Consider the following 25831-nt stretch of genomic DNA (forward strand, 5'->3'; position numbering starts at 1 on the left):
GCGGCGCGCGGCGGGACAACCACCGTCTCGGCTTCGTCCACCACGAAGATCGACACGGCCTCGCTGAGGTGGCCGGCCTGTTCTTCCATCGCGCGCGCGGCAGCAGTGGCTTCTTCCACCAACGCGGCGTTCTGCTGGGTGGTTTCGTCCATCTGCACCACGGTCTGGTTGACCTGCTCGATGCCGGCGCTCTGTTCCTGCGAGGCGGCGGAGATCTCGGCCATGATGTCGGTCACGCGCTGCACCGAGGCGACAATCTCGCCCATGGTCGCGCCGGCCTTGTGCACCAGCGCCGACCCGTCATTGACCTTGCCGACGGAGTCGTCGATCAGGCCCTTGATCTCCTTGGCGGCGGCGGCCGAGCGCTGGGCGAGGGTGCGCACTTCGCTGGCGACCACGGCAAAACCGCGGCCCTGTTCGCCGGCACGGGCCGCTTCCACTGCGGCGTTCAGCGCCAGGATGTTGGTCTGGAAGGCGATGCCGTCGATGACGCTGATGATCTCGGCGATCTTCTTCGACGAAGCTTCGATGGCCGACATGGTGGTGACCACCTGGCCGACCACCTCGCCGCCCTGCGAGGCGACGCCATGCGCGCCGATGGCGAGCTGGTTGGCCTGGCGGGCGTGTTCGGCGTTCTGGCGCACGGTGGAGGTCAGTTCCTCCATCGAGGCGGCGGTTTCTTCCAGGTTGGCGGCCTGCTGCTCGGTGCGGCGCGACAGGTCGCTGTTGCCGGAGGCGATTTCACCAGCGGCGGAGCTGATCGCGCGGCTGGACTGCTTGATGCGGGTGACGATCTCGCTCAGCTGCGCGGCGGTGGCGTTGGCATCGTCGCGCATGCGGGCGAACACGCCCTGGTAATCGCCGTGCATGCGTACGGTCAGGTCACCCTGCGACAGCGCGGCGAGCAGGCCGGAAATCTGTTCGATGCTGCCGGCGTTGGCGTCCAGCAGGCCGTTGATCTGCTGGGCCAGCTGCAGGAAGAAGCCTTCCTTGTCGCTGGCGTCGATGCGGCCAGACAGGTCGCCGGCGGCGGCCTGGGCGATCACGCGGGCGACTTCGGCCTCGACCTGCGCTTCCTGGGTGCGGTCACGCCATTCCACCACGTAGCCGACGGTGTCGCCGCCTTCGTTGCGGATGGTCGACACCACCTGGGCAAACTGGGCATCGCCATACTGCATCGGTCGACGGGCCACGCCGTGCGCCTTCAGGTTGCCCAGCAGGGTCTGGTCCATCTCGCCACGGTGCTCGAGCACGGTGACCGGCTTGCCGATCAACGAGGCCTGGGCGTCGAAGTCGGGCAGGTCGCGGCGCACGTCATCCTGGTACTGGCTCAGGGTCTGCTGCAGGGCGCGGTTGGTGTAGACGATGGTGTTGCTGGTGTCGGTCAGGTACACGCCGGTGGAGCTGTAGTCCAGTGCGGTGCGGATGCGCAGGTTCTCGCGGGCGATGGCCTGGTCTGTCTCGATGCGTTCGCGCAGGTCGCGCTGCATGCGCTGCATGGACTGCATCAGTTCGCCCACTTCGTCCTGGCGGCTGACATCGATGTGGCCATCGAGCTTGCCGCCGGCCACGTCGTTGGCCACCGATACGGCGCCACGCACGCTGCCGACCAGGGCACGGGCGAACAACCAGACCAGCACCAGGCCGAGCGCGGCGCCACCCAGCAGGGCGATCACGGTCAGCACGGCCGAGGCGGAATAGGTGGTGGCCGCTTCATCGCGCGAGGCGCGGGCGAGGCGGTTGTCTTCGGCGATCAGCGCTTCCAGCGCCGAGGCGGCCTTGCGGTGCTTGGTGCGGGTTTCGCCGACGAAGGTGTCGATGGCATCGTCCGGCAGGTCCAGTTCCAGCATCTCGGTGACGCTGTCATAGGAGGCCAGGGCGTCCTTCCATTCCTTGGCGAAGGTGTCGAACAGCTTCTTCTGCTGTGCGTTGTCGACCAGCTTGGGATAATCCTTGATCGACTTGTCCATGCTGGTGCGCAGGTCGCTGGCCTGCTTGCGCGCGTCGGACTTGACGTCATCGCTGGCGCGGATCAGCTGCTGGTAGGCGGCATTGCGGTACTCACCCAGCATGCCGCGCATCTCGCCGGCCATGCGGATGCTTTCCATGCGTGAACCGGCCAGTTCGGTGGTGACATTGTTGAGCGAATGCAGGCCACGATAGGCGACGATGCCCTGCAGCAGCATCACCAGCAGGATGACGCCGAAGGTCAGCATCAGCTTCGGCATCAGTTTCAGGTTGTTGATCCACGGCATGGGCGTTGCGATCTCCTAAGGCAGACGCGTCCGGGCATCGGGCCCGGTTGCAGCAGAAACCACGCCGGTACAAGGTCCGGCGTGGCTCGACGGACAGCGGATTACTTGATGTTGGCCAGCTTCAGGCCCGACGGCGAGCTGACTTCGATTTCCGCGCGCGATGCGTCGCGCTGGATCTTGCCGATCACGCAGACGGTCTTGCCTTCCAGGGTTTCCAGCGGGAAGGAGAACTTGCCGCGGTTCTCGCCGGCGATGCGGGCCGAGAAGGTGTGACGCGGGAAGGCGCCGCCCATGTACAGGAAGGTCGGCTGGCCTTCGGAGCCTTCTGCGTAACGGGCCTTTTCAACCTTGCCGCAGACCATGCCGTCCTTGCCGACCGAACGCGGTGCCAGTTCCGGCGGAATCATGTCGGCCGACTGCGCGAAAGCGGAGGCGGCGGTGGTGGCCAGGACAGCGGCCGAGACGAACGCAAGCAGGGACTTCATCGAGGGGTATCTCCGGGGATGGTAACGGTCGGGCCGGTCCTGCGCGTTCCTGCGCGGCCGGCTTCTGTCCCCCTATCGGCACGGCCGCGGGGAACTGAAGGGTTTTGTGACCAGAACGTGAAGCAGGTCCGCCTGCTCAGGCGGCGACGTCTTCCACGGCGCTGGGCTGGCCCATGTCGGCGCTGTCGAGCAGGGTCTCGATGTCCAGCAGGATGAGCATGCGGTCGTCATGGGTGCCGATGCCGGAAATGAAGCGGGTATCGACCGCGGCGCCAAACTCCGGCGTCGGGCGGATCTGCTCGGCCGACAGCGGGATCACGTCGGACACGCTGTCCACGACGATGCCGACCACGCGGTCTTCCACGTTCAGCACGATCATCACGGTGAAGGCGTCGTAGCGGGCGTTGTCCAGGCGCAGCTTCAGGCGCAGGTCGATGACCGGGACGATGGTGCCGCGCAGGTTGATCACGCCCTTGATGTAGTCCGGCGCATCCGGCACGCGCGTCACTGCATCGTAGCCGCGGATTTCCTGCACCTTGAGGATATCCACGCCGTAGTGCTCGGCACCGAGGGTGAAGCTGAGGAATTCGCCACCGGCGCTGGCGGTGGAGCGGGTCTTGTCGTTCATCGAGGGGTCCTGGTTCTGCCGGAAGTCCCGGTGTCAGGCTCGATATCGGCCCCGCGTGGGGGGACTTTAGGCGCCGGGCGGTACCGTGGATGGGATCAGATCCCTTTTCAGGGAAAAGGGATCTGACCCCGGCATGCGTTCCAGGGTTGCCGGCCGGCGGCCGGCACTACCGGTCGGACGGCCTCAGAGCTCGCCGTTGCGGCGTGCCTTGCGCTGGCGGTCGATGCGGAAGATGTAGCGCTGGATGGCACTGTCGCCACCGCGCGGCAGGCTGTCGAAGCGCATGCCCACGCGCTTGACCTCGATGCCATTGGGCTGGCGCTGTGGCAGCAGGTTGCAGACCACCAGCTCGATGTCCAGATCCGGCCCATCCGGTAGCGAAAGCCGTGCCGGGTAACGCTTCTGCAGGCCGAACACCGCGCAGTCATTCGGCACGACCACCGCCAGGCCGCCGCCACTGATGTCCACCACGCGCATCGACAGGGCTTCGGCGCGGGCCGCACCGGGCGGCAACAGCAGCTGCGGGGAGTCGGTCACCGGGGTCTCCAGCCGGTACAGCTCGCGGCGTTGAAGGTGCACCAGTTCGTCCGGCAGCGGGGCACGGAAGGCGACGTGCCCGTCGTTGTCCACGCGCTGCAGCTGGTGCAGGCGGAAGCGGACCAGCACGCGTTCGAGCTGGGCGAAACACAGCAGGTGGTCGGACTGTTCGGCCGCACGGTTGGACGCTTCCTGCGGGCTGCCATCGAGCAGCAGGACGTCCTCGTCCTCGTCCAGGTCGAGCAGTGCGGTAGGGAACGAGCGGTCTCGGCCGTCAATATGCGCGTTGATCAACGAACGCTGGTCGATCAGCGAGCGCAGCAGCTGGCGCAGCTGACGGGGATTGCGAACCAGGAATCGTTCGTCGGCGGCGTCGGCCGCATGGACTTCATGCACTGCAGTGTCGTTGCCGTCGGACATGGAATCTAGGTTCAAGGGCGGGCGCCAGCACGCGTTGGCGCGAGGCTCGATGGGGATATCGGCCTCTGCACCGGATTATGAAGTGGGATTTGCATCACTTTCCATGCGTAAGGGGTCAGATCCCTTTCCCGCAGGAAAGGGATCTGACCCCGCGGTTCTGTCAGAACTCCTGCCAGTCGCCTTCCGCGGCCAGCGCCGGCTGGGCCGTTGCCGTGCGCAGCGCACGTGCCGGGGCCGGCCTTGCGGCTGGTGCGGCGGCTGCCACCTGTCGCGGTACCGGTGCGGCCAGCGGGCGTGACGGGATGGCCGCCGTGCCCTGCGATGCAAGCCGGAAGCGCGCCACGGCCTCACCCAGTTGCACGGCCTGGTCTTCCATCGCGCGCGCGGCGGCGGTGGCTTCCTCGACTAGCGCAGCGTTCTGCTGGGTGGTTTCGTCCATCTGCACCACGGTCTGGTTGACCTGCTCGATGCCGGCGCTCTGTTCCTGCGAGGCGGCGGAGATCTCGGCCATGATGTCGGTCACCCGCTGCACGGAGGCAACGATCTCGCCCATGGTGCTGCCGGCCTGGTGGACCAGGCTGGAGCCCTCGGCGACCTTGCCGACCGAATCGTCGATCAGGCCCTTGATCTCCTTGGCGGCGGCGGCCGAGCGCTGGGCGAGGGTGCGCACTTCGCTGGCGACCACGGCAAAGCCGCGGCCCTGTTCACCGGCACGGGCCGCTTCCACCGCGGCGTTCAGCGCCAGGATGTTGGTCTGGAAGGCGATGCCGTCGATGACGCTGATGATCTCGGCGATCTTCTTCGACGAGGCTTCAATGGCCGACATGGTGGTGACCACCTGGCCAACCACCTCGCCGCCCTGCGAGGCGACGCCATGCGCGCCGATGGCGAGCTGGTTGGCCTGGCGGGCGTGTTCGGCGTTCTGGCGCACGGTGGAGGTCAGTTCCTCCATCGAGGCAGCGGTTTCTTCCAGGTTGGCGGCCTGCTGCTCGGTACGGCGCGACAGGTCGCTGTTGCCGGAGGCGATCTCGCCGGCTGCCAGGGTGATGCTGGAGGCGCTGGCCTGGATCTGGCCGACGATCTGGGTCAGCTGCGCGACGGTGGTGTTGGCGTCATCGCGCATGCGGGCGAACACGCCGTTGAACTGGCCTTCCATGCGCGCGGTCAGGTCGCCGGCGGCGATCGACTGCAGCAGCTGCGAGAGCTGGCCGAGGTTGCCGTCAGCCACCTGCATCATGGTATTGAGGTGCTCGATCATCAGCTTGAAGTCGTGCTGGAAGCGCTCGGCATCACCGCGCTGGCTGAAGTCACCTGCGGCCGCGGCGGCGGCCAGCTGCTGGATCTGGGTGTTGATCGCCAGCAGGCTGGCCTTGGCTGCATCCATCGATTCATGCAGGATCGCGCGGCTGCCCGGCAGGCGGCGCGCGTCCGGGGCGAGGTTGCCGGCGGCGTACTGGTTGAGCACCTCGATGGCATCGACGATGGCGTCGAGGTGCTCGAAGATCACGGTGTTGATGCCGTTGGCCAGCTGGCCGTACACGCCGGGGAAGTCTTCCGGAATGCGATGGCTGATGTCCGGGCCGGCATGCATCTGTGCCATCAGCTGGGTCTGCTCGCTGAAGCGGCGCAGCATCGCGGTCATCTCGGCGGTGGCGGCCAGCATCTTGCCGGCTTCGTCCTTGCTGGTGGCCTGGGTGTTGACGCTGAGGTCGCCACGGGCGACGGCCTGGATCGCGTGCACGGCCTTTCCGAGCGGACCGGTGACGGCGCGGGAGATGACCACGGCCAGCGCGGCAGCCACCAGCGACAGCAGTACGACGCAGCCGATGATGGCGATCATGCTGTTGCGATGGGTGGCGTTGGCGTCGGCGATCTTGCCGTCCATCTGCCCGGCGATGTGGGTGCCCAGTGCCTTCATTGCTGCGAACAGGTCGCGACGCGCCGGACGTGACTGCTCATCGGAGATCAGCTGGGCATGCGCGCCATCGCCGGCGGCAACCGCTTCGCGCATCGCCTTGTTGGCGGCGAAGTAGCGATCGAGCTGCACGCTGGCGGCGCGATACAGCTCACGCTCCTTGTCCAGCGCCGGCAGCGCCGTGTACGCCGCCAGTTCGTCATGCACGGCCTTTGCGGTGTCGTCCATGCGCTTGTTGTAGTCGGCGACCTTTTCCGGCTGGTCGAGCATGCTCAGCTGGGCCAGTTCGTAGGTGCGGAACTCACCGAGCTGGGAGCGCGCTTCGCCCAGGTGCTGGACCGAGGGGATATCGTTGCCGGCCATCTCGCGCAGCTGCGCGTTGGCTTCGCTCAGGCGCAGCAGGGCGAACGCGCCGAGCACCAGGGTCATCAGGGTGGTGAGGGTGAACCCCACGGCCAGCTTGCGGGCGATGGGCAGATCTTGGAACCACTTCATGCAGGGTGCTCCAGGTGGGCAGAGTGCCGGCGTCTGTGCGCCGGTTTGGGGGTGGTTGCAGAGCGAACGGTGGTGCCCGGTGGGGTTCGGTGACGGCCGTCAAAGCGAAATAGCGGCGCGGTCCGGATGGACTTTATGGACGCAGATCACATTCGGTTGCGTAGGGATGACGGCGCGAAAGTGCTGGCCTGGCGGGGCTTGCGCTCGGATGACGTGGTTGCGCGCGAAACCATCGCCCCGACGGAGTTCACAGAAGGGATGGGGCCAGATCCCTTTCCCTGAAAGGGATCTGGCCCCGGCTGGAATGGAGCACACAAACAAAAACCGCCGCCCCGAAGGGCGGCGGTCCGGTACACGCATGCAGCGTGGATCAGGCGGCCTGCGGCATCCGCAGCGAGCGCACCAGGCCGCCGATGTCGACGATCAGGGCGACGCGGCCATCGCCGAGGATGGTGGCCCCCGAGACTCCGCCGATGCGGCGGTAGTTGTTCTCGATGTTCTTCACCACCACCTGCTGCTGGCCCACCAGTTCATCCACTTCCAGCGCGATTTTCTGGCCATCGCCTTCGACAACCACCACCAGCGATTCGCTGCCGGGTGCACGGTTGCCGTAGCCGTAGTACTCGCTCAGCGACAGGATCGGCAGGTACTCGCCACGGACCCGCAGTACGCGGCCTTCGCCGGCCATGCTGCGGATGTCCTCGGCTTGCGGCTGCAACGCCTCAAGCACATAGGCCAGTGGCAGGATCAGGGTCTCACCGGCCACGGCCACGGTCATGCCATCGAGGATGGCCAGGGTCAGTGGCAGGCGGATCAGCGTGCGGGTACCGGCGCCGAGGCTGCTTTCGATCTGCACCTCGCCGCCCAGCGCCTGGATGTTGCGACGGACCACGTCCATGCCGACGCCGCGCCCGGACAGGTCGGTGACCGCATCGGCGGTGGAGAAGCCCGGCTGGAAGATCAGGTCCCAGACCTGCGAATCGGTCGGGTTGTCCGGTACCGCCAGGCCGCGTTCATGCGCCTTGGCCAGGATCTTGCTGCGATCCAAGCCGCGACCGTCATCGCTGACTTCGATCACGATGTGTCCGCCCTGGTGCGAAGCGGCCAGGGTGATGGTGCCGGTTTCGTCCTTGCCCGCGCCGCGGCGCACATCCGGCATTTCCAGGCCGTGATCGATCGAATTGCGCACCAGGTGCACCAGCGGATCGGCAATCTTCTCGATCAGGCCCTTGTCCAGCTCGGTGCCTTCACCGACGGTGCGCAGGCGCACCTGCTTGCCAAGGCGGCTGGACAGGTCGCGGACCAGGCGCGGGAAGCGGCGGAACACCGCATCGACCGGCAGCATGCGCACGCCGATCACCGCTTCCTGCAGGTCGCGGGTGTTGCGCTCGAGCTGGTCCAGGCCGGCGAACAGGCTCTCGGCGTGGACCGGATCCAGTGCATGCGAGACCTGCTTGAGCATGGCCTGGGTGATGACCAGTTCGCCGACCAGGTTGATCAGCGCATCGACCTTGTCGACGCTGACACGGATCGAGGTTTCGGCTTCCTGGCCGGCAGCGCCGCTGGCGGCGGGCGTTGCAGGCGTTGCCGGTGCGGCGGCAGCGGGTGTGGAAGGGGCTGCTGCAACGGGGGCCTGGGTCGCAAGGCTCGGCGGTGCGGCCGGACGGATGTCCAGCTCGCAGTCGTCCAAGACCCAGGCAAAGGTGTCTTCGATCTTGCTGCGCGGCACCTTGCCGACCAGGCCCAGGTCCCAGGCCAGGTGGGCCTCGAGTGGGTCGAGCTGGGCAAAGCCCGGCAGGCGTTCCAGGCGCGCGGCCACCTGCAGCGAACCGAGGTGTTCCAGTTCGCGGATGATGCGCAGCGGGTCGTTGCCGCTCATGAACAGCGACGGTGCCGGGGTGAAGCCGATCTGCCAGGCTTCCGGTGTGTCGTCGGCCTTGGCCGCTGCCGGCGCGGGCGCGCTTGCCGCCGCCTGCCCGGAGAGGACCGCTTCCAGGCGCGCCTTGACCGCAGCCACTGCGGCAGGGTCGGCGGCCTGGCCGTGTTCGGCTTCGCGCAGCAGTGCGCGCAGTACGTCCACGGAGGACAGCATGGCGTCGACGGCGTGGCCTTCCAGCGCACGCTTGCCGGCACGCAGCTCATCGAGCAGCGTTTCCAGCACGTGGGTCAGTGCAGCGATCGCGTCGAAGCCGAAGGTGCCGGCGCCGCCCTTGATCGAGTGGGCGGCGCGGAACACCGAGTTGATGATCTCCGCGTCCTGCTGCCCCGATTCCAGGGCCAGCAGGCCAGCCTCCATCGCGTCGAGGCCTTCGCGGCTCTCCTCGAAGAAGGTGGCGTGGAAGCGTTGCAGGTCCATGCTCATGGCAGTGGTGGTCCGGAAGCGAAGAGGGGGAGCGGCGGTGGGCGATCAGCCCAGCACTTTCTGCACGGTGGCGACCAGCTGTTCGGGATTGAACGGCTTGACCAGCCAGCCGGTAGCGCCGGCGGCCTTGCCTTCGGACTTCTTGTCGGCGGCCGATTCGGTGGTCAGCATCAGCAGCGGGGTGAACTTGTAGTCCGGCAGCTGGCGCAGTTCGCGGATCAGCGCGATGCCGTCCATGTTGGGCATGTTGACGTCGGTGACCACCGCGTTGAAGCGTTGGCCCTTGGCGCGACCGAGCGCGACTGCGCCGTCTTCGGCTTCTTCGACGGCAAAACCGGCCGAGGTGAGGGCGAAGGAAACCATCTGGCGCATCGACGCCGAATCGTCCACCACCAAGATACGTGCGCTCATGCAGCGTTCTCCACAGATTTCAGGTTGTCATGGGGTACGTCCAGGCCCAGGGCCTGGGTGACGCCCAGCAGGCGCGCGGCGTCACGGAAGGTTGCGGTGCAACCGTGGAAGCCGGTGCCCAGGCCTGCCTCGCGGCGAGCCTGCACGAATGCACACAGCACCTGTACGGCGGCCGTGTGGATGCGGGCGACCTGGCTGGCATCCAGGGTCAGCTCGCCTGCCTGCGCCACCAGCGGGGCGAGGCGGTTCTTGAGCTCGGTGCTGCTCTCGATGCCGAGATCCTCACCCAGTTCGACAGTGCTCATCGTTGCTCCGGACAAACGGTTCCGTGATCCATAACGGCAAGATCCGCGGCTTCTTTAGGGGAATCGACGCGGCGCGTCGATGCGGTCCCGGCGCGGCCATCATCAAAAAGGGGACGGAGGGGATTAAGTCGTAATTGGGTCGGCGCTTGGCGCCGACGCGTTGCCTGTCGTGGACGCAAGGAGTCGATCCGTTGGATCGGCCCCTTGCGTCCCCACTGCGCGGTCGCCGTTGTCGACGGTGGCTGCAGGAGAAGCGGATCGATTGCGGCTTAATCCCCTCCGTCCCCTTTTTTGTTGCGGCTCAACTCAACAGCCGGGTGGCGTCGAGCAGGATCATTGGCCGCTGGCTGACGCGGGCGACGCCACGGAACAGGTCGTTGGAGATCTGGCAGATGCGCGCGGTGTCGGGCGGCTCGATCTGCGAGTCGGTGAGGTTGGCGACGTCTTCCACCGCCGACACGCGCAGGCCGATGGTCTCGCCGTCCTCCTCCAGCACCACGATGCGGGTCTGGGCGTCGTCTTCCGCCGCTGCGGCGCCCAGGTGCAGGCCAAGGTCCATCACCGGCACCACCTGGCCGCGCAGGTTCATGATGCCGAGCATGGCCGGGGCGGTGCCCCGCAAGGGCAGCAATGGCACCGGCAACACCACTTCCTGCACCTTCAGCAGTTCCAGCGCGTAGGCCTGGGTGCCGCAGCGCAGGCGCAGCCAGCGCGAGGTGCGTTCGGCGGCGCGGCGGTTCTGTGGATGCGGGCTGCTGGCGGGCTGGTGGGCCTGCGCCTGCAGTTCCTGCCAGGTGCCGGGGCGGTTGCCTGCGGGTGCATCGACGGCGACGCGCGGCGGCGGTGTGGCGGCGCGTGCGGCCGGGGCCGGTGCAGGACGTGGCGCCGGGGGTGCCACCGGCGCTGCGACCACGGCGGGCGGCGGCGCAGGCACGTCTTCGCCACCAGCGGCCGCCTCGAAGGCGGCCTGCAGGCCGGGGCTGTCGGTGTGGGCGAGACGATGGCTGTCCGCCGCGTCGGTCTCGTAGATCACTTCGTCCGGCAGGTCATCCCAGGTGGGTTCCGGGCCGGTCGTTGCGGCAGCCGCTGCAGGTGCCGGCGCGGTTTCGTGGATGACCTCATCGGGCAGGTCATCCCAAGTGGGCTCGCGTTCGCCAGAGGCGGCCTCGAAAGCGGCCTCCAGCACGGCGTCGTCCTTGCCCGCGCCCGCAACGACGGCGTCCGTTTCGTAGATCACTTCGGCCGGCAGATCGTCCCAGGTCGGCTCGCGCTCTGCGGCCGCTTCGCTGGCCGTGCCCGGCGCGACGTTGATCGGCGCCTGCACGGCAGCGGTGGCCGGGGCGATGGCCTCGCCCAGCAGTTCATCCAGATAGTCGTCGAGTACGCCGGTACTGTTCATGCCGCCTGCTCCAGCGCACGGGCGTCCTCACCGAGAATCCAGTTCAGCGCACGGCGATAGGCCGCCAGGCCGCGCCCCGGATAGTCCTCGCCGATGCTCGGCAGGGTCAGGCCGGCGGCGTTGCTGATACGGGTGTCGATCGGAATCGCGTCTTCCCAGACGCGTGCGCCGTGGCGATCCTGCATGGTGCGCAGCGATTCGTTGCCGGCGCGCGTACGGCGGTCGAACAGGGTCGGCAGGATCGAGATCGGCAGCGGGCGGCGGCGCGAGCGCTCGACCATCTCACCGGTGCGGACCATGCCATCCAGCCCGTGCAGGGCCAGCGGCTCGGCCTGGGTCGGGATGATCAGGCGGTCGGCTGCGGCCAGTGCATTGATCATCAACAGGCCGAGGGTGGGCGCGCAGTCCAGCAGGATGTAGTCGTGCTGCCCCTGGTGGCGCGCCAGCGCGTTCTGCAGTGCCAGGCCGAGCCCGGGCTGGTTGGCGCTGCGGCGCTCCAGGGTGGCCAGCGCGGACTGTGCACAGACGTAGTCCAGGCCGTGGATGCTGCTGGCGTGGCAGAGGCCGGAAAGATCGGCCGGAGGCGTGCCGAACAGTTCAAGCACGCCGGCCGGCGGCGGGTCCACCGGCACGCCGAAGGCGCGGCTGAGCGAGGCATGCGGATCGAGGTCGATCAGCAGCACGCGATGGCCGAGTGCGGCCAGGCCGCGGCCGAGGGCGAGGGTGGTGGTGGTCTTGCCGACTCCGCCCTTCTGGTTGGCGACTGCCCAGATGCGCATCGGATTACTCCTTCATTGCCGGGGGAACGGCGGCGCCGACACGGCTGCCAGCCGGCACCGGTGGCAACGTCACCGGCGCGAGGGGGGAGGTGGGGGCGGTAGCCGGCGTTGCGGCGGCTTGTTCAGGGGTGGTCCTGTCAGCGGCACCGGCGGCGGCATTCAGGCGTTGGCCGAGTGGGTCCACCGAATGGCTGGTATCGGCCAGGATGATGACCATCACTCGCCGGTTGCGGTTGCGCCCCTGCGCGCTGTCGTTCTCCTCGCGCGGGCGGAACTGGCCGTAGCCGACCATCGCCAGCCGCGACGGCTGCACGCCCTGGTCGGCGAACAGGTGCACCACGCTGGCCGCGCGCCCGGCCGAGAGTTCCCAGTTGGACGGGAAGGTGGCGGTGGCGATCGGCACGTTGTCGGTATGGCCCTCCACGCGCACGCTGTTGGGTACGTCGCGCAGCACGTCGGCCAGGCTGGCCAGGGTCTGCCGCGCGTGCACGTCCAGCGCCGCCGAGCCGGTGGGGAACAGGATGTCGCTGTTGATCTCCACTTCGATCCACAGCTCGGTGCGGCGCACGCTGATCATGCCGCGGTCAATCAAGGGGGCCAGCGCGGCGGTGAGGCGGTCGGCGATGCTGTTGAGCTGGCGCTCGGCGCGCGCGATCTGCTCCTGGTTGTGCACCGACACCGGCATGCGCATCTGCGAGGCCATCGACGGCAGCAGCGTCGGGTCGTGCGAAGGCGCCGGCGCCGAGGGGCCGATCTTGGTGCCGGACTTGATCACCGACGGGCTGTCCCAGCCGCCACCCTGCACCTGCTTGTTGCCGACCTGCACCGGATTGATGGTGCGCGGTGCACCGCCGAAGGCGTCGGTGAGCGCGTCGGCCATGATCCGGTACTTGCCCTCGTTGACCGAGGAGATTGCATACATGACCACGAAGAAGGCCAGCAGCAGCGTCATCAGGTCGGCATAGGGAATCGCCCATGCTTCATGGTTGGCGTGCTCTTCGTGGTGCTTGCGGCGGGCCATGTCAGTGCAGGAAGCCGGAAAGATTGGTTTCGATGTTGCGCGGGTTCTCGCCCTGGGCGATCGAGATCAGGCCTTCGATGACCATTTCGCGGTCGCGCGTGTTGTGCGAGATCACACTCTTGAGCTTGGCCGCGATCGGCAGGAACAGCAGGTTGGCCGAGGCAATGCCATAGATGGTGGCGGTGAACGCGGCGGCGATGCCATGGCCGAGCTTGCTCGGGTCAGCCAGGTTCTTCATTACCGCGATCAGGCCGAGCACGGCGCCGATGATGCCGAGGGTGGGCGCATAGATGCCCATCGCCTCGAACACCTTGGCGCCGGCCTGGTCCTGGTGTTCCTGGCTGCCCAGCTCGATTTCCAGCATGTGCCGCATCGATTCGGGCTCCACGCCGTCCACCAGCAGCTGCAGCCCCTTGCGCAGGAACGGGTCCTGCTGTGCTTCCACCTGCGACTCCAGGCCGAGCAGGCCCTGGCGGCGGGCGATATTGCTCCATTCCACGATCTGGCGGATCAGCTCGTGGCGATCGCTGTTCGGCGGGCGCACGACCCAGCGCACGATCCTGAACGCGTGCTTGAACACCGCCGGCGAGGTGTGCAGCAGGATCGCCGCGACGGTGCCGACGATGACGATCACAAATGCCGCAGGCGACCACAACGACGCCAGGCCGGCGCCCTTGAGGATGCTGCCGCCGACCAGCGAGGCCAGGGCGAGAAAGAGTCCAATGAGGCTGAGTCTATCCATGGATCCGGTATCGGCTTGTGTGAATGGGACTTGAGACACCGGGAGGTCGCGTGCAGACGGTAGTCACAGTTTCTGGGGTTGCCGGGCAGAACCCGGCGGGTTCAGCGCAGGCCGTCCACGTCCAGGATCAGCGCCATGCGACCATCGCCGATCAAGGTTGCACCGGCATAACCGCGCAGGCCGCGCAGGGCTTTGGGCAGCGGCTTGATGACCACTTCCTCGCGCCCGCGCACCTGGTCCACGACCAGCCCGAAGCGCGCCTCACCGGCCTGCAGCACCACGATGGTCAGCAGGGTGGAGGCGGCGGGCGTCACATCCAGCCACTGGCGCAGATCGACCAGGGGCAGGGTGTGTGAACGGCGATCGAGCACGGCGCGGCCATCGAACCAGCCCAACGAGGTGCGCGGTGCGTGCAGCACTTCCATCACGCGCGCCAGCGGCAGCGCATAGACATCCTCGCCGGCCTGCACCAGTAGGGTCGGCAGGATCGCCAGGGTGAGCGGTACGCGGATCAGGAAGCGGCTGCCACGGCCCAGCTCCGACTGGATCTGGATCTGGCCGCTGAGTTCGCGGATACGGGACTGCACCACGTCCATGCCGACGCCGCGGCCGGAGATGTCGGTGACCTGCTGCTTGGTCGAGAAACCCGGCAGGAACACCAGGTGCAGGCATTCCTCGCTGCTCAGGCGGGCGGCGGCCTCCGGATCGATCAGGCCCTTCTCGCGCGCCTTGGCGCGCAGCTTTTCCGGGTCGATGCCGGCGCCGTCGTCCTGCACTTCGATGCTGACGTAGTCGCCTTCCTGCTGTGCGGACAGGCGCACGTGCCCCATCCGTGGCTTGCCCTGCGCCTCGCGCAGGTCGGGCATTTCCACGCCGTGGTCGATGGCGTTGCGGACCAGGTGCACCAGCGGGTCGGCCAGGGCTTCGACCAGGTTGCGGTCCAGTTCGGTTTCCGCACCGATCAGCTCCAGGTCCACTTCCTTCTTCAGTGAACGGGCAACATCGCGGGCGACCTTCGGGAAGCGCGAGAACACCTTGCCGACCGGCTGCATGCGGGTGCGCATGACCGCCGACTGCAGGCGCGCGGTGGCGATGTCCAGGGTGGACACGGCACGGTCCAGCTCTTCATCGCGCAAGCGTGCGCGCAGCGTCTTCAGGCGATTGCGTGACAGGACCAGCTCGCCGATCAGGTTGACGATCGCATCCAGGCGCTTGGTATCCACGCGCACGGTGTGCTCGGCTTCGGCCAGCGGCTTGGCGGCAGGCTTGGCCGCCGGTGCCGGTGCAGCGACCGGGCGCGGGGCTGCAACCGGCGCCGGTGCCACGGCAGCGGCAGGCTTGGCACCCGGTGCGGCGCCACCGTGCAGCTGGTCGAGCAGGGCTTCGAACTCGTCTTCGCTGATCAGGCCGTCGTCGGCCTTTTTTGCCGGACCGACCGCGGTCGGTGCATTGCCACCGTGCAGCTGGTCGAGGAGGGCCTCGAATTCGTCGTCGGTGATCAGGTCGCTCCCACCCGCGGCGGGCGCTGCGGCGGCCGCAGGTGCGGCCACGGCACCGCCGTGCACGTCGAACTGGGCGATCAGATCCGGCGGCGCATAGCCCGGCTCGGTGCCGGACGACACGGCATCCAGCATCGACTGCAGGTAATCCAGCGACTGCTGTGCCGCGTCGAAGTGATGGGCCTGCAGCACGGCCTGGCCGGCACGCGCGGCGCCCAGCGCTTCTTCGGCGGCGTGGCACAGCTCGACCATGGCAGTGACGCCGAGGAAGCCGGCGCCGCCCTTGAGCGTGTGGTAGCCGCGGAACACCGCGTTGAGCTGGTCGCTGTCCTGCGGTGCCTGCTCCAGCGACACCAGCTGTTCGCCCAGGCGATCCAGGATTTCCTGCGCCTCGATGATGAAATCGGCAGTGATGTCGTCGGATACCGCGCTCATGCTTACAGCCCCAGGTCCGACAACAGGTCGTCGGCGTCGTTCTGCGAGACCGCGTGGCGGTCCAGTCCCTTCAGTGCCGGCCCGGCCAGTTCCGGGTCGGTGCGATGCTGTTCCGGCGGCAGGCCGAGCGCGCCGAAGCCTTCGTGCACGCGGCGGACGATGCCAACCACGCGACGGATGATCTGTCCGGTCAGGTCCTGGTAGCTCTGGGTCAGGGCGATCTCGGTGAGGTTGTGGCGGATGCGCTCAAGCTGCGCGTCCTGGCCCGGCTGCAGGCCTTCGGCGCGCAGCTGTTCGGTCAGGCTGCGGCATTCCTCGGCCAGGTCCAGGGTGCGGTGGGTGGCCTGTTCGGTCATCGCCACCACGTGGTCCAGGCGCGCGCAGGCGTCGTCCAGTTCGCCGGCCTCGCTGGGCACGGTCGGCAGTTCACCCAGGGCCTGGCCCAGCTCGCGGGCCAGCCGCGAAAGACCGCTCATCATCGGCTGCGTGCGCAGCGCGACCAGTCCGTCGATGCGCTGCCGCCAGGCAGCCTCGTCGCCGGACTCCAGCGCGTCCAGGGCTTCCTGCAGGCGCAGGGCGAGGGCGTTCTTGTCGACCGTGGTATCCATCAGGCGCTGGCCGCCAGGCGTTCGAAGATCTTGCCCAGCTTTTCTTCCAGCGTCTGCGCGGTGAACGGCTTGATGATGTAGCCGTTGACGCCGCTCTGGGCCGCTTCGATGATCTGCTCGCGCTTGGCTTCGGCAGTCACCATCAGCACCGGCAGGGTCTTCAGCTTGGCATCGGCACGGATCGCCTTGAGCAGCTCGATGCCGGTCATCACCGGCATGTTCCAGTCGGTGACCACGAAATCGAACGGCTGGCTCTGCAGCAGCGACAGCGCGGCATGCCCGTCCTCGGCTTCGGCGGTGTTGGTGAAGCCCAGATCGCCCAGCAGGTTCTTGACGATTCGACGCATGGTCGAGAAGTCGTCGACGATCAGGATGCGCATGTTCTTGTTCAAAGCCGAGTTCCTTTGTTGTTCATTCCGGGCGGCCGGGGGCAGCCGCCTCGGGGATGTTCATTCTTCGAGGCCGGCGTCGACGGCCTCGAAAATCTTCAGGCGGCCGCGCAGGCGCAGCACCGCCTGGCCATGGATCTGGCAGACCCGCGACTCGCTCACGCCGAGCACCGCGCCGATCTCCTTCAGGTTCAGCTCCTGCTCGTAGTAGAGCGAGAGCACCAGCTGTTCGCGCTCGGGCAGATGGCCGATGGCCTTGCCCAGTTCGCGGCCGAACTCGCCGCGCTCCAGCACCTGCTGCGGGGTCGGTCCGCCCTGGGCCACGGTATCCAGTTCGCCCTGGTCCTCGATGCGCGATTCCAGGCTCAGCACCTGGCCGCGCGCGGCGTCTTCCATCAGCCGCAGGTATTCGGGCAGCGGCATGTCCATCGCGGCGGCCACTTCGGTGGCGCTGGCAGCACGGCCGCTGCTCTGCTCGAGCCGGCGGATGGTGGCGGCGGCATCGCGCGCACGGCGGTGCACCGAACGCGGCACCCAGTCGCCACGACGGATCTCGTCGATCATCGAGCCGCGGATGCGGATCGAGGCGTAGGTCTCGAACGAAGCGCCCTGGTCGGCGTCGTAGCTGCGCGAGGCTTCGATCAGGCCCATCATGCCGGCCTGGATCAGATCATCGACTTCGACGCTGGCCGGCAGGCGCGCGGCCAGGTGGTGGGCAATGCGCCGCACCAGGTCCGAATGCTGGGCGATGACCTCGTTGGCCGCCGAGCGCTGGACTTCCCTGTACTGGGCTGCACCTTTCATGCGGCCACCCCACGCTGCTTGAGGATGCGTTCGAGGAAGAACTCGACGCCACCGCGCGGTTCGGTCGGCGCCTGCCAGCGCGCGGTACGGCGTGCGATCTCGGTGATCGCCAGCGCCGACGGGCTGGACGGATAGGCCTTCACCACCGGCTGCTGGCGCTGCACCGACAGGCGCAGCCAGTCATCCTGCGGCACGCAGCCCAGGTAGTTCAGCGAGACATCGGCGAGGAACTTCTCGCAGACGCGGGTCAGCTTCTCGTACAGCACGCGTCCCTCGTTGGGGTCGCGCACCATGTTGGCCACCACCTGGATACGGTCCACGCCACGTTCGCGCGACAGCACCTTGATCAGCGCGTAAGCGTCGGTGATCGAAGCGGGCTCATCGCAGACCACCACCACGGTGTCCTGTGCGGCCTGGCAGAAGGTCAGCACGCCGTCGGTGATGCCGGCGGCGGTGTCCACCACCATGATGTCCAGCTCGCGTTCCAGTTCGGAGAACACATTGACCAGGCCGACGTGCTCGGCCGGGGCCAGCTCGGCCATGTGCCGGCGGCCGGACGCGGCCGGCACCACCAGCACGCCGTTCGGGCCTTCGACGATGACGTCGTCCAGCGAGCAGCGGCCGGCGACCAGGTCGGCCAGGGTGAAGGTGGGGTTCAAGCCCAGGATCACGTCGATGTTGGCCAGGCCGAGGTCGGCGTCCAGCAGCAGCGTGCGCTTGCCCATGCCGGCCAGCGCCACGGCCAGGTTGGCGGACACATTCGTCTTGCCCACGCCGCCCTTGCCGCCAGTGACGGCAATGGTGCGCACAGGGCCGAGCGGCTCGCTGCGGGTGGCCGACAGCGGGAAGGTCTTGGTCAGCTTGGCGTACTCACGCGACGGCATGGTTCAACTCCGGGTTGCAGGGCATATCGGCCGCTCGGCGCAAATCTTCAAGGCGAAGTACGAGATTGGCCGCACTGGCCCGGTGCAGGTCCTCCGGAACGTCCTGGCCGTCGGTCACCCAGGTGATCGGCAGGCTGTGGTCCACGGCCACCGAAAGCGCGTTGCCGAAGCGGCCGGTCTCGTCCAGCTTGCTCAGCACCAGGCCCTGCAGGTTGGCCGCACCGAAGCGGCGGACCACCTCGTCCATGTCGCCGAAACTGGTGTTGGCCGGCAGCACCAGCAGGGTGCGCACCTGGCGCGCGGCGCGCAGCCACTGCAGCTGGGCGGCCAGTGCCCGGTCGCGCGGGCCCAGCCCGGCGGTGTCGATCAGCACCAGCTTGTAGTCCTTCAGGCGCTCCAGCAGCTGGTCCAGGTCGGTGCCGCTGTTGGCCTCGTGCACGGCGATGCCGAGCTGGCGGCCGTAGCCGTACAGCTGTTCGCGGGCACCGATGCGGGTGGTGTCGGTAGTCACCAGGGCCACGTCACGCGGCGCATGCTTCTCGGCGAAGCGCGAGGCCAGCTTGGCGATGGTGGTGGTCTTGCCGGCACCGGTCGGGCCGACCAGGGCGATCACGCCGCCTTCTTCCAGCGGGTCGACCGGGGCGATCGGCAGCTTGCGCGAGATCAGCCCCAGCATCAGGCCGCGGCCGCGGTGGGCTTCGGTCTCCAGTGGAATCTGCATGGCCACGTCGCGGGCCAGGCCGGCGTCGAACCCGTACTCGTCCATCAGGTCCAGCGCGGTGGCGCGCACCGGGCAGCCGCGCAGGCGTTCGTCGGTGAAGCGGTTCATCTCGCGCTCGATCACCTGGCGCATGCCGGCCACTTCCTGGCGCAGCTGGCGGATCTCGGCGTCGTCCTGGGCGACCACGGTCAGCACCGGGGCCGGCGCCAGCATCGGGGCCGGGCTGGCGTCGGTGTCCACCGGTGCCGGTTCGCTGACGGTCGATTCCGGTGGCGCCTCGGCCACGGCGGCGGTCGGCAGCGGCGGCGGCTGCACCGACGGGGCCGGGCTTTCGTGATGCACCCCGTGATGCGCCTCGTGCGGCGGATCGATCTGGAAACGGGCGCGGTTGGTAGCGGCAACGGTCGCCGGCGCCGGGGCATCGACCGCCCCGGCGAACGGGGCGAAGATCTGTTCCGGCAGCGACGGTTCGTTGACGGCAGCACGTGCCAGAGTGGCAGCGAAGCCGGTGCTGCCCCGGGTCGGCACGATCTCGTCGGCGCTGTCCAGCGTGCGGCCGGTGGCACCGACGGCGGCGCGGGCGAGGGCGGCCACCGCCGAGGTGGTGGCAGCGACCGGTTCCGGCGCCGGCGTGCTGCTGCGGCGGCGGGTGACGGCGGCAATCACCGCATCGGCGGCGGTGCGCGGCTTCGGCGCAGGCGGCGGCGCCACGTCGCGGCGCGAGGCTTCCAGAGCACGCTGCACGGCGCTTTCATCATAGTTGGCGGCGGCAACGATCTCGATGCCTTCCTCGATCCGGCGGTTGGACAGGATCACCGCGTCTGGGCCGTGTTCCTTGCGCACCAGGTTCATGGCCGAGCGCATGTCGGCGGCGACGAATCGTTTGATTTTCATGCTGTGGTCACGGGACGAAGACGGCGGGGTGGCGTTCGGGGAACTCGGGTGGTCGGTGGTCTGCACGGTGCGGGTTCCCCTTGGTATCTGTCTGTTGCGTTGGTTCGGAAGTGGTGTCTGTTTTCTGGCGCATCGGAGGGCGGCGTCAGCTGATCGTTCCGACCAGCTTCAGGCGCTTGTCCTCCGGCACCTCGCTGTAGGCCAGGACCGACAGCGACGGAACGCTGTGGCGGACCAGGCGCGCCAGCGCGGCGCGCACCGGGCCGGGTACCAGCACGACCGCGGGCTCGTTGCGGGCTTCCTGCTTGCTGACACAGTCGGCCAGGCTCTGGTGCAGTCGCTCGGCGAGTCCGGGTTCCAGCGCGGCGCCGTTGCCCTGCGTGGACTCCTGCAAGACACGTTCCAATTGCGGGTTGAGGGTGAACACCGGCAGCTCCGCCGACATTCCGGCGATCTCCTGCACGATGAAGCGGCCCAGCGCGGTGCGCACGGCAGCGGTCAGCACCGCCGGGTCCTGGCTGCTGGGGGCATGTTCGACCAGCGATTCGGCGATCTTGCGCAGCTGGCGGATCGGGATGCGCTCGACCAGCAGGTTCTGCAGTACGCGCACCACCGCCGACAGCGGCAGCGCCTTCGGCGTCAGATCTTCGACGAGCTTGGGCGCGCTCTTGGCCAGGTTGGCCAGCAGGTGCTGCACTTCCTCATGGCCGAGCAGCTCGGGCGCGTGCTCGCGGATCAGGTGCGACAGATGGGTGGCGACCACGGTGGCCGGGTCGACCACGGTGTAGCCCAGCGTTTCGGCCTGGGCGCGCTGGTGTGGCTGGATCCAGGTGGCATCCAGGCCAAACGCGGGGTCCTTGCCGGCGATGCCTTCCAGCGCACCCAGCGCACTGCCCGGGTCCAGCGCCAGTTCGCGGTCCGGATGGATCTCGGCGGTGGCCACCGGCACGCCGTGCACCAGCACGCGGTAGCCATTGGCCGGCAGTTCCAGGTTGTCGCGGATGTGCACCGACGGGATCAGGAAGCCGACATCCTGGGTCAGCTTGCGCCGCACGCCCTTGATGCGCGCCATCAGTTCACCGCCCTGGTTGCTGTCCACCAGCGGGATCAACCGGTAACCCACTTCCAGCCCCAGCGGATCGACCGGGCGCAGCTCGTCCCAGCTCAGTTCCGCCGTGGGTGCCGCTGCAGCCGGACGGCCCAGCGCGTTGAGCGCGGCGCCATCGCCGGCGCCGGCAGCGGCGTCGGAGGCCGGCTGCTTCTCCTTGCGGTACAGCTTCCAGGCAATGAACCCGAGGAGTGCGGCCAGCGTCAGGAAAGCGACGTTGGGCATGCCCGGCACCAGGCCGACCAGGCCGACGATGCCGGCGGTGATCGCCAGTGCGCGGTACTGGCCGAATACCTGGCCGGTCATGGCCTGGGCCATGTCCTGCGAGCGCGAGGCGCGGGTGACCAGCATCGCTACCGCGCTGGACACCAGCAGCGCCGGCAGCTGCGCCACCAGGCCGTCACCGATGGACAGCAGGGTATAGGTGGCGGCCGCTTCGCCGAACGGCATGCCATGCTGCAGCACGCCCACGGCCAGGCCGCCGAGCATGTTGATGAACAGGATCAGGATGCCGGCGATGGCGTCGCCGCGGATGAACTTGCTGGCACCGTCCATCGCACCGTAGAAGTCGGCTTCCTCGCGCACTTCCTCGCGGCGCAGCTTGGCTTCTTCACGCGTCAACAGGCCGGCGTTGAGGTCGGCGTCGATGGCCATCTGCTTGCCCGGCATGGCGTCGAGGATGAAGCGCGCAGTTACTTCGGAGACGCGGCCGGCGCCCTTGGTGATGACCACGAAGTTGATGATGGTCAGGATCGCGAACACCACGATGCCGACCGCGTAGTTGCCGCCGATCACGAACTCGCCGAAGGAGGCGATGACCTTGCCGGCGGCATCGTGGCCGTTCTGGCCGTTGAGCAGGATCACGCGGGTGGAGGCCACGTTCAGCGCCAGCCGCAGCATGGTGGTGATCAGCAGCACGATCGGGAAGATCGTGAAGTCCAGCGGGCGCTTCACGTAGACCACCGCCAGCAGCACCATCAGCGAGATGGCGATGTTGAAGGTGAACAGCGCATCGAGCACCGGCGCCGCCAGCGGCACCACCACCATGGCCAGCAGGGCCAGCACGATCAGTGGCGCGCCAAGGCCCTGGCGGATCATTTCCAGGGCGCGGCGGGTGTTGAATCCGGTCGAGGGCTGGGCGCTCATGGGCGGCCTCCCTTGCCGAATTCATCCACCTGGATGTGCGGGGCGTCCGGCATCGGGCCAGTGCGCCAGGCGCGCAGCTGGTAGACGTAGGACAGGACCTGGGCGACGGCCGAATACAGTCTCACGGGGATTTCCTTTCCGAGTTGGCCTTCCCGATACAAGGCGCGTGCCAAAGGCGGGGCGGAGACAATGGCGACCTTGTTGCCGTCGGCCACTTCACGGATGCGCAGGGCGGTCTCGTCCACGCCCAGCGCCACCACGGTGGGGGCGTTCATCGCCCCACCTTCGTATTTCAGCGCCACCGCGTAGTGGGTCGGGTTGACCACCACCACGTCGGCGGTGGGCACTGCCTCCATCATCCGGCGGTTGGCCATCTGCTGCTGCAGCTGGCGGATGCGGCCCTTCACCTCGGGGCTGCCCTCGCTTTCCTTCATTTCCCGGCGCAGCTCTTCCCGGGTCATCTTCAGCTTGCGCATCCAGTTCCAGCGCTGGTACGGCGCGTCGATGGCGGCCAGCACCAGCATCGCGCCGGCGGTGGCCAGCAGCAGGCGCAGGGTGAAGCCCAGGCCATCGGTGATGGCGGTTTCCAGCGGGTGGTGGATCAGCCCGCGCAGGGTGTCGAAGCCGGTCCAGACCACCAGCCCGGCGGCGACGCCGACGAAGGCCACGCGCAGCAGCGATTTGGTGAACTCGGCAATGGCCTCCGGGCCATACAGGCGCTTGAGCCCGCTCATCGGGTTCATGCGGTTGATGTCGGGCAGCAGCGCCTTCTGCGACCAGCGCAGGCCGCCCATCACCAGCGGGGCGACGAAGCTGGCCAGCAGGCAGACCAGCACCAGCGGTGCGATCACCAGCATGAACTGCAGCAGCAGGTCGCCGAAGTGGCCGAACAGTTCCTTCGGGTTCTGCCGCAGGCTCTGTTCCGGGCTGAGCGCCTGCTTCATCCAGGCCGTGGCGCCACGGCCGATCGAGCCGCTCATGGCCATCACCGCCAGTACGCCGGCGCCGAACACGGCGGCGGTGCCGAGTTCGCGCGAGCGCGGCAGGTTGCCCTGTTCACGGGCGTCGCGCAGGCGTTTTTCGGTCGGTTGTTCGGTCTTTTCGCCGGCGGATTCGTTCTCGGACATCACGGGCACTGCGGCAGGGGATGCCGGAGGGCGTGCAAGAACCGTTCCACGCATGGCGTGGATCTACCGACGGCCCGTTTTGTAGGGCCGAGCCCATGCTCGGCTGCGGCTGGGTCCAGGGGTGAAGCGCAGCCGAGCGTCGGCTCGGCGCTACAGGAAGGTGTCGCAGGAATCGTTCCGTGATGGCGGGCGGGGCGGCGGTGTCACCCGGTCGGCGCTGCCGCCTGCAGCGGGATCGTCAGCACGCTGTCGCTGTGCCAGTCCACCTGCAGCGGGGCGCCCGCATCGGCGGCCGATTCATCGCTGACATCGCGCCCGGTGCCGTGGTTCACCTGGTGCATGGCGTCCTTCAGTACGTCCACCTTGACCAGCAGGCGGCTGCCCGCGGCCAGGCGGCGCGCGACCATGCGCGTCCGGTCGAAGGGCAGGTGGGTCCATTGGCCGGGCTGCAACAACTGGCGCGTGCTCGGGTTACGCACGTGGCTGGCCCGGCCCATGTAGTAGGACAGCTGCATGCGGCGGCCATCGGCCATCAGCTCGTACAGGGTGACGGTGAAATCGAAGTCGCGCTTGTTGATGCGCACCCTCAGGTCGCCAGAGAAGCTGCCCACCAGGTCCATCGGTGCAATGAACGGTTCGGAGACGAAGGCCAGCGCGGTGTCCGCTTCATCCTGTGCTGCGACGATCGGGAACGGGTAGTAGCCGTGCCGCATTTCGTTACGGTCGGCCAGGTCCACGGTCTGCCGTAGCTGGCCAAGGGCTGGCGGCTGTTCCTGCAGGCGATGGTAGCCATCGGCCGAAGCGGGTGCGGCCGAGAGGCGGTAGCGGCGGTGAGCACCTGCGGCGGCGTCCAGTGATGCCGCATGCCCCCAGCGGTTGGCGCCCATCAGCTGGTAATTGACGCGGTCGGGCACCAGCGGCGGACGCGGGGCGCCGCGCAGCACATGGTCCAACCACTGGAAGGTGACTGCCGGGGTGTCGAACTGCGCGGCAGGGTCAACCGCGTAATCGCGCAGCGCCATGGGTTTGAGCGCCGACTGCGCACCGCGATGGTCATAGGGGCCAATCAGCAGGGCGTGGTCGGCATCGGGGCGGTGCCTGAGGTGCTCCTTGAAGTACTGCAGCGCCGAGATCTGGCCGTCGTCGTAGTACCCGGTGATGGTCAGCACCGGGATGCGGATGTCGCTGAACTGGCCGCCAAACGGGACCATCGCCTGCCAGTACGCGTCGTAGGCAGGGTGGGCCATCCAGCGCTGCAGCCAGGGGTTGGGCGTGCCATCGACCTGGTCGATCTGCCGGTAAGGGCGGCCGGAGGCATACCAGCGGCGCGGCAGCTGCGACCAGCGCTCGTTCTGGTCGTAGGTGTCGTTGTCCAGCATCGGGCCATTGGCCACGTAGAACGCCCAACCATAGTTGGCACTCAGGAACACGTTGTTCTCCATCGGCAGGCCCTGGCCGGGGATGGCGGCAACGTAGGGCACGATGGTCTTCAACGCGGGATGGTGATGGCGCGCTGCTGCCCAGGCGGTAAAACCCTCGTAGCTGCCGCCATACATGGCGACCCGGCCATCGTTCCATGGCTGGTGGCTGATCCAGTCGATGGCCGCGTTGGCGTCCTCGCCGTCATGTTCGTAGGGAGCGATGGTGCCCGTGCCCTGGCCTTTGCCGCGCGCATCGACCACGATGCCGGCGTAGCCATGCGCGGCGGCCAGCAGCATCTTCTGCCGGTTCTTGGGTGGATCGGTGTAGAGGGTGAACAGCATGGCCGCAGGTAGCGGCGCAGTGGCAGCGCGTGGCCGTGCCAACTGGGCCGACAGCACCACGTCGCCGCCTGCGGGGATTCGCAGGGTGTCGTCGATGACGAAGCGACGCTGCTCTTCTGCGGCGACCAGAGCAGGGGCCATTGCGGCGGCCAGGGTCTGTGCACGCAGTACCGCCCGCAGCCGCAGCAGTTCCAGGCCGACGGCCGCGGATACGGTCGCGGCACCTGCCTGCGACGCGATGGCCTGCTCCAGCTGGGCGCGCACCCGGGCCGGCTCAACCGAAAGTGCGGCATCGGCCTGCACCGCAGCGACGTCGTCGAGGGCAGCGAAGGTGCTGTGGAAGGCACGCGCATAGGCGGCGTTGTCCCGCCCGCCGGTCGTGGCGAGCAGCAGCATCGGCACCCAGCGCTGTGCCGCTGCAGTGTCGCCGTCGCTTTCCAGCGATGCGCGTACCTGCTGGATCGATTGCCGCGCTTCGGCCGTCCGGCCTATCGCCAGCAGTGCGTGGCCGCGCTGTGCATCGGTCAGGCCGGGGGACTTCAACACGCCCTTGCCGAGGGCCTGCAGGGCCGCCTCGACCTTGGCCGGGGAAGCATCGGCTGGCAATGACCACGGCAGATCAGCGGCGGCGGCGTGGCCAACAGCAAGGGCCAGCAGCAGGCCAGCAAGGGTGGTGCGTCGGGCCACGGGCGCTTCCTT

At 68.1% G+C, this 25831-nt stretch carries 20 protein-coding genes and 1 pseudogene; all 21 read right to left on the reverse strand.

The genetic code is table 11. The features are described 5' to 3' along the window. Positions 1-40 precede the first annotated feature (40 nt). Positions 41-2255 (reverse strand): annotated as a pseudogene (locus ARC23_RS06105) (methyl-accepting chemotaxis protein); the annotation flags it as partial. A gap of 101 nt (positions 2256-2356) precedes the next feature. After that, complete coding sequence (locus ARC23_RS06110) at positions 2357-2740, reverse strand: hypothetical protein (RefSeq protein ID WP_057496415.1); 384 nt, start codon at positions 2738-2740, stop codon at positions 2357-2359. Between the two features lie 136 nt (positions 2741-2876). Continuing rightward, on the reverse strand, positions 2877-3368 hold the full coding sequence (locus ARC23_RS06115) for a chemotaxis protein CheW (protein ID WP_057496416.1): 492 nt from the start codon (positions 3366-3368) through the stop codon (positions 2877-2879). A gap of 183 nt (positions 3369-3551) precedes the next feature. After that, positions 3552-4325: a flagellar brake protein gene (locus tag ARC23_RS06120; RefSeq protein ID WP_057496417.1), complete on the reverse strand. Its 774-nt coding sequence runs from the start codon at positions 4323-4325 to the stop codon at positions 3552-3554. Between the two features lie 160 nt (positions 4326-4485). Beyond that, positions 4486-6735: a methyl-accepting chemotaxis protein gene (locus tag ARC23_RS06125; RefSeq protein WP_057496418.1), complete on the reverse strand. Its 2250-nt coding sequence runs from the start codon at positions 6733-6735 to the stop codon at positions 4486-4488. Positions 6736-7105: 370 nt separating this feature from the next. Further along, positions 7106-9097, reverse strand: a complete 1992-nt coding sequence (locus ARC23_RS06130; RefSeq protein ID WP_057496419.1) for a chemotaxis protein CheA — start codon at positions 9095-9097, stop codon at positions 7106-7108. 45 nt (positions 9098-9142) lie between these two features. Next, positions 9143-9508 carry a response regulator gene (locus ARC23_RS06135; RefSeq protein WP_005409521.1) on the reverse strand — a complete coding sequence of 122 codons (366 nt, stop codon included), beginning with the start codon at positions 9506-9508 and terminating at the stop codon, positions 9143-9145. After that, a complete protein-coding gene (locus tag ARC23_RS06140) occupies positions 9505-9813 on the reverse strand; it encodes an STAS domain-containing protein (RefSeq protein WP_057496420.1) in 309 nt (102 codons plus the stop codon). Before ARC23_RS06140 ends, ARC23_RS06135 begins: the two co-directional genes overlap by 4 nt. A 301-nt stretch (positions 9814-10114) precedes the next feature. Further along, positions 10115-11212, reverse strand: coding sequence for a chemotaxis protein CheW (locus ARC23_RS06145; RefSeq protein WP_057496421.1), 1098 nt, complete (start codon positions 11210-11212; stop codon positions 10115-10117). Then, complete coding sequence (locus ARC23_RS06150; protein ID WP_057496422.1) at positions 11209-11991, reverse strand: ParA family protein; 783 nt, start codon at positions 11989-11991, stop codon at positions 11209-11211. Before ARC23_RS06150 ends, ARC23_RS06145 begins: the two co-directional genes overlap by 4 nt. 4 nt (positions 11992-11995) lie before the next feature. Further along, positions 11996-13012 carry a flagellar motor protein MotD gene (gene motD / locus ARC23_RS06155; RefSeq protein WP_057496423.1) on the reverse strand — a complete coding sequence of 339 codons (1017 nt, stop codon included), beginning with the start codon at positions 13010-13012 and terminating at the stop codon, positions 11996-11998. Position 13013: 1 nt separating this feature from the next. Further along, positions 13014-13754 (reverse strand): flagellar motor protein, encoded by a 741-nt coding sequence (locus ARC23_RS06160; protein ID WP_057496424.1) that lies wholly within the window; start codon positions 13752-13754, stop codon positions 13014-13016. A gap of 101 nt (positions 13755-13855) precedes the next feature. Then, positions 13856-15688: a chemotaxis protein CheA gene (locus tag ARC23_RS06165; protein WP_057496425.1), complete on the reverse strand. Its 1833-nt coding sequence runs from the start codon at positions 15686-15688 to the stop codon at positions 13856-13858. 2 nt (positions 15689-15690) lie between these two features. Then, complete coding sequence (locus tag ARC23_RS06170) at positions 15691-16296, reverse strand: protein phosphatase CheZ (RefSeq protein WP_006442968.1); 606 nt, start codon at positions 16294-16296, stop codon at positions 15691-15693. Beyond that, positions 16296-16688: a chemotaxis response regulator CheY gene (gene cheY, locus ARC23_RS06175; protein WP_006365466.1), complete on the reverse strand. Its 393-nt coding sequence runs from the start codon at positions 16686-16688 to the stop codon at positions 16296-16298. Before cheY ends, ARC23_RS06170 begins: the two co-directional genes overlap by 1 nt. Positions 16689-16745: 57 nt before the next feature. After that, complete coding sequence (locus ARC23_RS06180; RefSeq protein WP_057496426.1) at positions 16746-17489, reverse strand: RNA polymerase sigma factor FliA; 744 nt, start codon at positions 17487-17489, stop codon at positions 16746-16748. Continuing rightward, positions 17486-18373: a MinD/ParA family ATP-binding protein gene (locus tag ARC23_RS06185; protein WP_005416424.1), complete on the reverse strand. Its 888-nt coding sequence runs from the start codon at positions 18371-18373 to the stop codon at positions 17486-17488. The genes ARC23_RS06180 and ARC23_RS06185 overlap by 4 nt, the downstream gene beginning before the upstream one ends. Beyond that, the gene (flhF, locus tag ARC23_RS06190; protein ID WP_057496427.1) at positions 18360-19988 is read right to left on the reverse strand and encodes a flagellar biosynthesis protein FlhF; all 1629 of its coding nucleotides are present in this window, start codon (positions 19986-19988) and stop codon (positions 18360-18362) included. Before flhF ends, ARC23_RS06185 begins: the two co-directional genes overlap by 14 nt. A 145-nt stretch (positions 19989-20133) precedes the next feature. Next, positions 20134-22242 carry a flagellar biosynthesis protein FlhA gene (flhA, locus tag ARC23_RS06195; protein WP_057496428.1) on the reverse strand — a complete coding sequence of 703 codons (2109 nt, stop codon included), beginning with the start codon at positions 22240-22242 and terminating at the stop codon, positions 20134-20136. After that, the gene (flhB, locus tag ARC23_RS06200) at positions 22239-23369 is read right to left on the reverse strand and encodes a flagellar biosynthesis protein FlhB (protein WP_005416428.1); all 1131 of its coding nucleotides are present in this window, start codon (positions 23367-23369) and stop codon (positions 22239-22241) included. Before flhB ends, flhA begins: the two co-directional genes overlap by 4 nt. Before the next feature lie 203 nt (positions 23370-23572). Then, positions 23573-25819, reverse strand: a complete 2247-nt coding sequence (locus tag ARC23_RS06205) for a CocE/NonD family hydrolase (RefSeq protein WP_057496429.1) — start codon at positions 25817-25819, stop codon at positions 23573-23575. Positions 25820-25831: the final 12 nt, after the last annotated feature.

It is taken from the genome of Stenotrophomonas beteli (assembly GCF_001431665.1).
Taxonomy (GTDB): domain Bacteria; phylum Pseudomonadota; class Gammaproteobacteria; order Xanthomonadales; family Xanthomonadaceae; genus Stenotrophomonas; species Stenotrophomonas beteli.